This is a genomic window from Umezawaea sp., assembly GCF_057122925.1.
This window is the reverse complement of record NZ_DBNGPQ010000090.1, coordinates 1-7702: the sequence shown is the minus strand read 5'-3', so window position 1 is coordinate 7702 and position 7702 is coordinate 1. Positions and strand designations below refer to the sequence as shown.

Here is a 7702-nt window from a genome sequence, read left to right as displayed (position 1 = left end):
AGGATCGGCACGCTCGACGGCGCGTACACCGGCACGGTGGTCGCCACGTCGAGCACCGGAGCCGTGCGCACCCCGCTCTCGATCGCCCGCGAGGTCGAGAGCTACACCGTCACCGTCAACCACACCGGACCGGACGGCCTGCCCGCCGTGGAGAGTTCCACGGCTCTGGTGGCGCTCGACACCATGAAGGGGTACGGCTTCTACGACGCGGACGGGAGCAGCACGGTCCGCCTGCCGAAGGGCGACTACTTCGGCAACACCTACATCATCACCGAGCCCGACTGGGCGGTCCTGACCCAGCCGAAGGTCACGGTCTCCCAGGACACCGTGATCACCCTCGACGCGCGGACCGCCAAGCCCGTCAAGGTCTCCGTCCCGGAGCCCGCGGCCGAGGGGATGCTCGGCGAGTACTCCACGACCAGGCGGTCGGGGACGAAGCAGACGGGCTACGGCCTGATCTACTTCAGCGACTTCGGCGACACCCTGACGACGGGCCAGGTGGGCCCGGACGTCGGGCAGGACGAACTCACGGCGCAGATCGGCCTCCAGTGGCGCGGCACCCCCGACGGCGACACGCCGATCAACTACCGGTTCGGCTCGTCGTGGACCGGCGAGGTGCCGACCGGGCACGTCCGCGACCTGGGCAAGAAGGACCTGGCCGAGGTCAGGACCACGGTCGGTCCGAGTCCCGCGGGCCGGAGCCACGCGCAGGCGCTGCTCGGGACGAGTCCCGACGGCGGTGGCGGGTGGTCGTGGATCGCGCCCATGGGCGAGTCCGGCACGATGATCGACTACGTCGCCGGCGACAACACCCGGTGGGGCGCCCTGCACCAACAACTGTCGGGCAACTCCGCGGAGACGCAGCAGGTCACGCCGCCGAAGACGTACAAGCCGGGCAAGAGCTACACCCTCGCGCCCGGTCACGCCGTCTTCGGCCCCGGCATCGGGGGCTACCCGAGGGCGCTGGACAGGCAGGGCGACTCCATCCGCGCCGCGGTGCCGCTGTTCAGCGACAGCAGGGGCGGTGAGGGCTACTCGGTGGTCGACTCGGCCAGGACCACGCTGTTCCGCGACGGCGCGAAGGTCGGCGAGACCACGTCCACGGGCGGCAACTTCCCCGTGCCCGCAGCGGCGGGCGGCTACCGGCTGGAGGTCGAGGCGGCCCGCAGCGGCGTCTCGGAGTTCACCACCGGGGTCAGCGGCGCGTGGACGTTCCGCTCGGCGCGCGTGGACGGGCAGGAGACCCAGCCGCTGCCGCTGACGGTCATCCGCTTCCAACCGGTGCTGGACGAGAAGGACACGGCACCGGCCGGGCGGCTGCTGCGCGTCCCGCTCGTCGTCCAGCAGAACCCGGACGCCGCCAACGGCCGCGTCACCCGGATCGCCGTCGACGTCTCGTTCGACGACGGCAAGACCTGGCGGCGCGCCCCCGTCGTCGGCAGGTCGGCGCTGGTGCACGGCGGCCCCGCGGGCAGCTTCGTCTCGCTGCGGGCCAAGGCGACCGACAGCAGGGGCAACACCGCGGAGAACACCGTGATCCGCGCCTACAAGATCGCGGGCGCGTAGCGGTGGTGGGCCCGTGGCGTCCGCGCCACGGGCCCACCCGTCCCGCCGAGCAACCCGACGGGTGGCCACTTCCGTCTGGAGCGCATGAGGATCATCGCCGTCGTCACGGCGCTGCTCGCGCTGTGCGCGTGCTCAGCGGAACCACGGGCCTGCACGCTCATCGGCTCACGGCCGGGCATCGGGCTGGACGTCGAACTCCCCGGTGCCACGTCGGCGGCGGTGGAGATCTGCTGGGACGGCACGTGCACCGAGCCCGCCGTGCGGTTGACGCCCGCGACCTCGCACGGCCCGCAGACGTGCACCGGCACCAGCCCCACCGACACCTGCGGGGTGTCGGTCGTGCCGACGGGCGGGCTGACCGGCTTCGCGGACGTCGCGAACCTGCCCGCCAAGGCCGTCACGGTGACCCTGGTGCTGACCGACGCGACGGGTGCGGTCGTGCTGGACGAGACCACGACCGCGACGCCCAAGATGGTCTACCCCAACGGCGAGGCGTGCGGTGGCGGCGGTGCGCAGACGGGCCTCGTCGTCTCCGCGGCCGGTGTCGTCACCGAGCGCGCCTGACCTCGGCGACTACCCCGCGTGATCGGACGTCGGGTCCCCGCTTCGCTCGTTGAGCGGAATCCAACCACTTTCACCGCCGATAGGTTCGAGGCGTTCGGGGGGACAACGTCACGTTCGGTACACCGTCGCCGCCGTCTGATCGGCGCCTCCCGGTAGCGCGCCCGCCCTGGGCGCGCCCACCTCAGGGAGAGGTAGCCAGTTGCCTACAACACGACGGAACTGCACGCGGTGGGGTGCGTCCCTGCTCGCACTCGGTCTGGCGGTCGGCTCGGTCCAGCCCGCGACGGCCGCGCCGGAGGTCGCCGACCGCACGGGCGCGACCCCCACCGGTTCGGTCACCCTCGTCACCGGTGACCGGGTGGTGGTGACCGGCGACCAGGTCGGCTCCGTCATCCCCGGCAGGGACCGAGCGGGACTCGTCTTCACCAGGTTCACCGCGGGCGGCCACCAGCACGTGGTGCCCGAGGACGCCGAACCGCTGCTGGCGGCGGGCAAGCTGGACCTGCGGCTGTTCGACGTCACCGGGCTGGTGCGGGCGCGCTACGACGACGCGCACCGCGACTCCGTGCCGCTGATCGTCACGCCCGCGCCGGGCGGGTCCGTCGCGGGCCTCGCCAAGACCACCGACCTGCCCGCCGCGGGCTCGTACGCGGCGCGCGCGGCGAAGGCCACGGCCGCCGACACCTGGCGCGCGCTGACCGCCGCCCCGGACGGCTACCGCAAGGTCTGGCTGGACGGGCTGCGGCAGCCGACCCTGGACCGCACCACCGCCCAGATCGGCGCTCCGGCGGCGTGGCGGGCCGGGTACACCGGGACGGGTGTGACGGTCGCCGTCCTGGACACGGGCGTGGACGGCGCCCACCCGGACCTCGCGGGCCGGGAACTGGTCGAGAAGAACTTCACCGAGGACCCGGACGCCACCGACGGCGTCGGCCACGGCACGCACGTCGCGGCCACCATCGCCAGCGCGGGCGCGAAGTACCGCGGCGTGGCACCCGACTCGCGCATCCTCGACGGCAAGGTGTGCATGACCGGCGGGTGCGCCGAGTCGTGGATCCTCGACGGGATGGCGTGGGCCGTCGAGCAGGGCGCCGACGTGGTCAACCTGAGCCTCGGCGGCCCGGACACCCCCGAGGTCGACCCGATCGAGGCGGCCGTGAACGCGCTGTCCGCCGAGCACGGGACCCTGTTCGTGATCGCGGCGGGCAACTCCGGCCGCGCGGGCACGATCGGCTCCCCCGGCAGCGCGGACGCCGCGCTCACCGTCGGGGCGGTCAACCGCTCCGACGGGATCGCGCCGTTCTCCAGCCGCGGCCCCCGCACCGGTGACGGCGCGGTCAAGCCGGACGTCACCGCGCCCGGTGTGGGCGTCGTGGCGGCCCAGTCGTCCACCGGCACGATCGGCACGCCCGTCGGCGACGGCCACGTGGCGCTGTCCGGCACGTCGATGGCGACCCCGCACGTCGCGGGCGCGGCGGCGCTGCTCAAGCAGCAGCACCCGGACTGGACCGGCGCGCGGGTCAAGGCGGCGCTCGTCGCGTCGACGAAGCCCACGCCCGGTCTGAGCGCGTACGACCAGGGTTCGGGCCGGATCGACCTGGCCAGGGCCATCGGCCAGACCGTCACGTCCGAGCCCGCCACCGTCGGCCTCGGCTCCCAGCCGTGGCCGCACGACGACGACGAGCCCGTCACGGAGAAGATCGCCTACCGCAACGCGGGCACCGAGCCCGTGACGCTGGACGTGGCGGTCGAGGCGACCGGACCGGACGGGAAGCCCGCACCCGCGGGCTTCTTCTCGGTCACGCCTGCCGAGGTCACCGTCCCGGCGGGCGGCGAGGCATCGGTGACCGTCACCGCCGACACCAGGATCGGCGCGCTGGACGGCGGGTACTCCGGCTCGGTCGTGGCGGGCTCCGGCGCGACCGCCGTCCGCACCCCGGTGGGCGTCCTCCGCGAGGTCGAGACCCACACGCTGACCGTCGAGTACACCGACGCGGAGGGCGCGCCCGCGGCGGACGGGTCGACGTTCCTGGTCGGCCTCGACTCCGGCCTGGCCGTGTTCCTGGACCCGGAGGGCGGCAGGGCCGAGATCGACCTGCCCACGGGCCGGTACTACACGGGCAACAGCGTCCGGACCGGGGAGCGGTACGCGAGCCTCCCGCAGCCGAAGGTGGACCTGGCGGCCGACACCACGATCGCCGTCGACGCCCGACTCGCCAAGCCGATCTCGCTGTCCGTCCCCGATCCGGGGGCGGAGGCCATCGGCAGCGTCCTCAGCAACAGCCTGACCTACGGCCAGGGCGGGGTCACGTCGATCGGCCTGTTCCTCGGCGCGTTCAAGGACATCTCCACGGCGCACCTCGGCCCGGCGCTCGACGACGACTTCACCGCCGTCCTGAGCACCGACTGGCGGGCGGCTCCCGTCGGCGACACCCCCGTGACCTACCGGATCACGTCCGTGTTCACCGGGACGATGCCCAACGGGTACTCCTACGCGCCTGCCCTGCGGGACTTCTCCGAGGTCAGGACCCGCTACGGGCCCGCCCCGGAGGGCAGGCGGAACAACCACGGCCTCATGGGTGTGGACGCCAACGGCTCCGGCGGGACGTGGCTGGTCGACGTGCCCGCGCCGGGCACGTCGATCGACTACCTCGCGGGGGAGAACGCCCGCTGGGTCTCCAGCTTCACCCAGACCTCGGGCACCGGTCAGAACCTGGTGTTCGAGACCAGGCAGGCTTCGGAGCCGCGGACCTACCAGCCGGGCAGGACCTACAGCGAGACGCTCAACACCGCCGTGTTCGGCCCGACCGCCAGCCCGTACGGCTCCGCCCTGTCGCGGGTCGACGACGAGATCAACGCCTTCGTGCCGATGTTCGGCGACGGCGCGGGCAACGCGGGCTCGTCGCAGACGACGAAGGCCCGCACCACGCTGTTCCGCGACGGCGTGAAGGTCGGCGAGACCACCGAGGCGGGTTCCGGCCGGTTCACCGTGCCCCGCGAGGCGGGCGCGTACCGGCTGGAGGTCGAGGCGACGCGGGACGTCTCGACCGTGAGCACGAGGGTCGGCGCGGCCTGGACGTTCCGCTCTCGGGGTGACGGGAGCGGGGAGGAGCGGACGCTGCCGCTGTCCGTGCTGCGCTTCCAGCCGAAGCTGGACGAGGTCAACGCGGCCCCGGCCGGACGGCTGCTGCGGGTGCCGCTCGTGGTGGAGGAGAACCCCGGCTCCCCCGGCGGGCAGATCCGGCGGATCGCGGTCGAGGTGTCCTTCGACGACGGCGCGACCTGGCGCCGGGTGCCGGTCGTCGGCGAGTCGGCGCTCGTGCTCAACGGCGGGCCCGGTTTCGCCTCGCTGCGGGCGAAGGCGACCGACAGCAGGGGCAACACCAGCGAGACGACGGTGATCCGCGCGTACGCGGTGGCCGGGGAGTAGCCGGGAGCGGGCCCGCGGCGTTCGTCGCGGGCCCGCTCGCGGTCACGGCAGGTTGATGACCAGTTCGGAGGCGGGCACGCGGGTCCCGGTGTAGAACGGGACCTCCTCGCGGACGTGCAGGCGCGCCTCGGTGCCGCGCAGGTGCCGCATGAGGTCGACGATGCGGTGCAGCTCGTCCGCCTCGAACGCCAGCATCCACTCGTAGTCGCCGAGCGCGAACGAGGACACCGTGTTGGCGCGCACGTCCGGGTAGTCCCGCGCCTCCTTGCCGTGGTCGGCGAGCATCTTGCGCCGGTCCGCCTCGGGCAGCAGGTACCACTCGTAGGAGCGCACGAACGGGTACACGCAGACGTACTTGCGGGCCTCCTCACCGGCGAGGAACGCCGGGATGTGGCTGCGGTTGAACTCGGCGGGGCGGTGCAGCGCGACCTGGCTCCAGACCGGGGTGGACACGCGGCCCACGGCGGTGCGGCGGAAACCCTGGTAGGCGGCCTGGACCTGTTCGATCTCCTCGGCGTGCCACCAGATCATGTAGTCCGCGTCGGCACGCAGGCCCGCCACGTCGTACACGCCGCGCACGACGACGCCCTTGCCCTCCAGGGCGTCCAGGTAGTTCTGCGCCTCGGTGGCCGCGGAGCCGCGGTCGTCGGGAAGACGGCCGGGTTCGACGCGGAAGACCGACCACATGGTGTAGCGGATGGTGTCGTTGAGTTCGGTGTAGTCCAGGCGGGCCATGACCCCATCTTCTCACCGTCGGACGCGGCAGGGGTCGGCCGGTGGCGCGGGCGACACCGCGCTCCGCGCACCCGTGCAACCACGAACGGCCAGTGGTCGTGACTCGAAGTGCGAGAACGCCTGGAGAACACCGGAGGTGGCTGTTGCGATCAACACGACGACACGGCGCTCTAGCCGGGGTCACCGCGCTCACACTCGGTCTCGTGGCCGGACCGGCGGGTGGGTCGGCGGCCGGGGACACCGCGCCCGCGAGATCCCCCGCGACGGGTTCCGTCACGCTGATCACCGGCGACCGGGTCCTGCTCGACGGAGCGGGAGGGCGGTCGATCGTCCCCGCCGCGGGCCGTGACGACATCGCCTTCTCCACGTACTCGGAGCGGGGACACCTGTTCGTCGTACCCGACGACGCCCGGAGGGCCGTGGCGACCGGCCGGGTGGACAGACGGCTGTTCGACGTCACGGAACTCGTCGAGTCGCGCTACGACGACGCGCACCGCGACTCCGTGCCCCTGATCCTGACCTCCGACGACGGGGTCCGGGCGGCGGGCGCCCTCGCGGGCACGACCGTCACCGGCGATCTGCCGGTCGTGAAGTCGTTCTCGGCCACCACGGCCAAGGCACGGGCCGCGGACACGTGGCGGACGCTCGTCACCGACGGCTCGTTCACCAGGATCAGGCTCGACGGCCTGCGGCAGCCGAGCCTGGACCGCAGCGCGGCGCAGATCGGCGCGCCCGAGGCGTGGCGGGCCGGGTACACCGGCACGGGGGTGGAGGTCGCCGTGCTGGACACCGGCGTCGACGCCGAACACCCCGACCTCAAGGGCCGGGAACTGGCCGGGAGGAACTTCACCTTCGAGGCGGACGCGGACCTGGTCGGCCACGGCACGCACGTCGCGGCCACCATCGCCAGCGCGGGCGCGAAGTACCGCGGTGTGGCCCCAGACGCGAAGATCCTGGACGGCAAGGTCTGCGCCCGGTTCGGGTGCGTCGAGTCCTGGATCCTCGGCGGCATGACGTGGGCCGTCGAGCAGGGCGCAGACGTCGTCAACCTCAGCCTGGGCGGTGGGGACAGCCCGGAGATCGACCCGCTCGAAGAAGCCGTCAACACCCTCTCGGCCCGGCACGGCACCCTCTTCGTCATCGCCGCGGGCAACTCCGGCAGCACCGAGACCATCAGCTCGCCGGGCAGCGCGGACGCCGCCCTGACGGTCGGCGCGGTCGACCGGAACGACGGGATCGCACCGTTCTCCAGCCGTGGCCCCCGCGTCGGCGACGGAGCGGTCAAACCCGACGTCACCGCCCCCGGCGTGGACATCGTCGCGGCCAAATCCTCCACCGGTGTGATCGGCACCCCCGTGGCCGACGGCTACGTGTCCATGTCCGGCACCTCGATGGCCACCCCGCACG

Annotated in this window: 4 protein-coding genes and 1 pseudogene; 4 read left to right on the top strand and 1 reads right to left on the bottom strand. The window is 73.1% G+C overall.

What is annotated here, in order from left to right:
* The 3 genes and pseudogenes from AC156L_RS20015 to AC156L_RS20005 all read left to right on the top strand — a co-directional run.
* Window positions 1-1566 (top strand): annotated as a pseudogene (locus tag AC156L_RS20015) (S8 family serine peptidase); the annotation flags it as partial.
* 84 nt (window positions 1567-1650) lie between these two features.
* Window positions 1651-2130: a hypothetical protein gene (locus AC156L_RS20010; RefSeq protein ID WP_330877862.1), complete on the top strand. Its 480-nt coding sequence runs from the start codon at window positions 1651-1653 to the stop codon at window positions 2128-2130.
* A gap of 199 nt (window positions 2131-2329) precedes the next feature.
* Entirely contained in the window at window positions 2330-5560 is a 3231-nt protein-coding gene (locus AC156L_RS20005) for a S8 family serine peptidase (RefSeq protein ID WP_330877863.1), read from the top strand.
* Window positions 5561-5602: 42 nt separating this feature from the next.
* On the opposite strand, the gene hemQ is transcribed toward AC156L_RS20005, so the two are convergent.
* Window positions 5603-6295 carry a hydrogen peroxide-dependent heme synthase gene (gene hemQ / locus AC156L_RS20000; RefSeq protein ID WP_259628217.1) on the bottom strand — a complete coding sequence of 231 codons (693 nt, stop codon included), beginning with the start codon at window positions 6293-6295 and terminating at the stop codon, window positions 5603-5605.
* 203 nt (window positions 6296-6498) lie between these two features.
* On the opposite strand from hemQ, the gene AC156L_RS19995 reads away from it, so the two are divergent.
* Window positions 6499-7702: S8 family serine peptidase (locus AC156L_RS19995; RefSeq protein ID WP_484407157.1), on the top strand; the 1204-nt coding region annotated here is incomplete at its 3' end.

Coding starts and splice junctions, on each gene's coding strand:
- hemQ (WP_259628217.1), bottom strand. CDS start 6,295: ATGGCCCGCCTGGACTACACCGAACTCAACGACACCATCCGCTACACC.
- AC156L_RS20010 (WP_330877862.1), top strand. CDS start 1,651: ATGAGGATCATCGCCGTCGTCACGGCGCTGCTCGCGCTGTGCGCGTGC.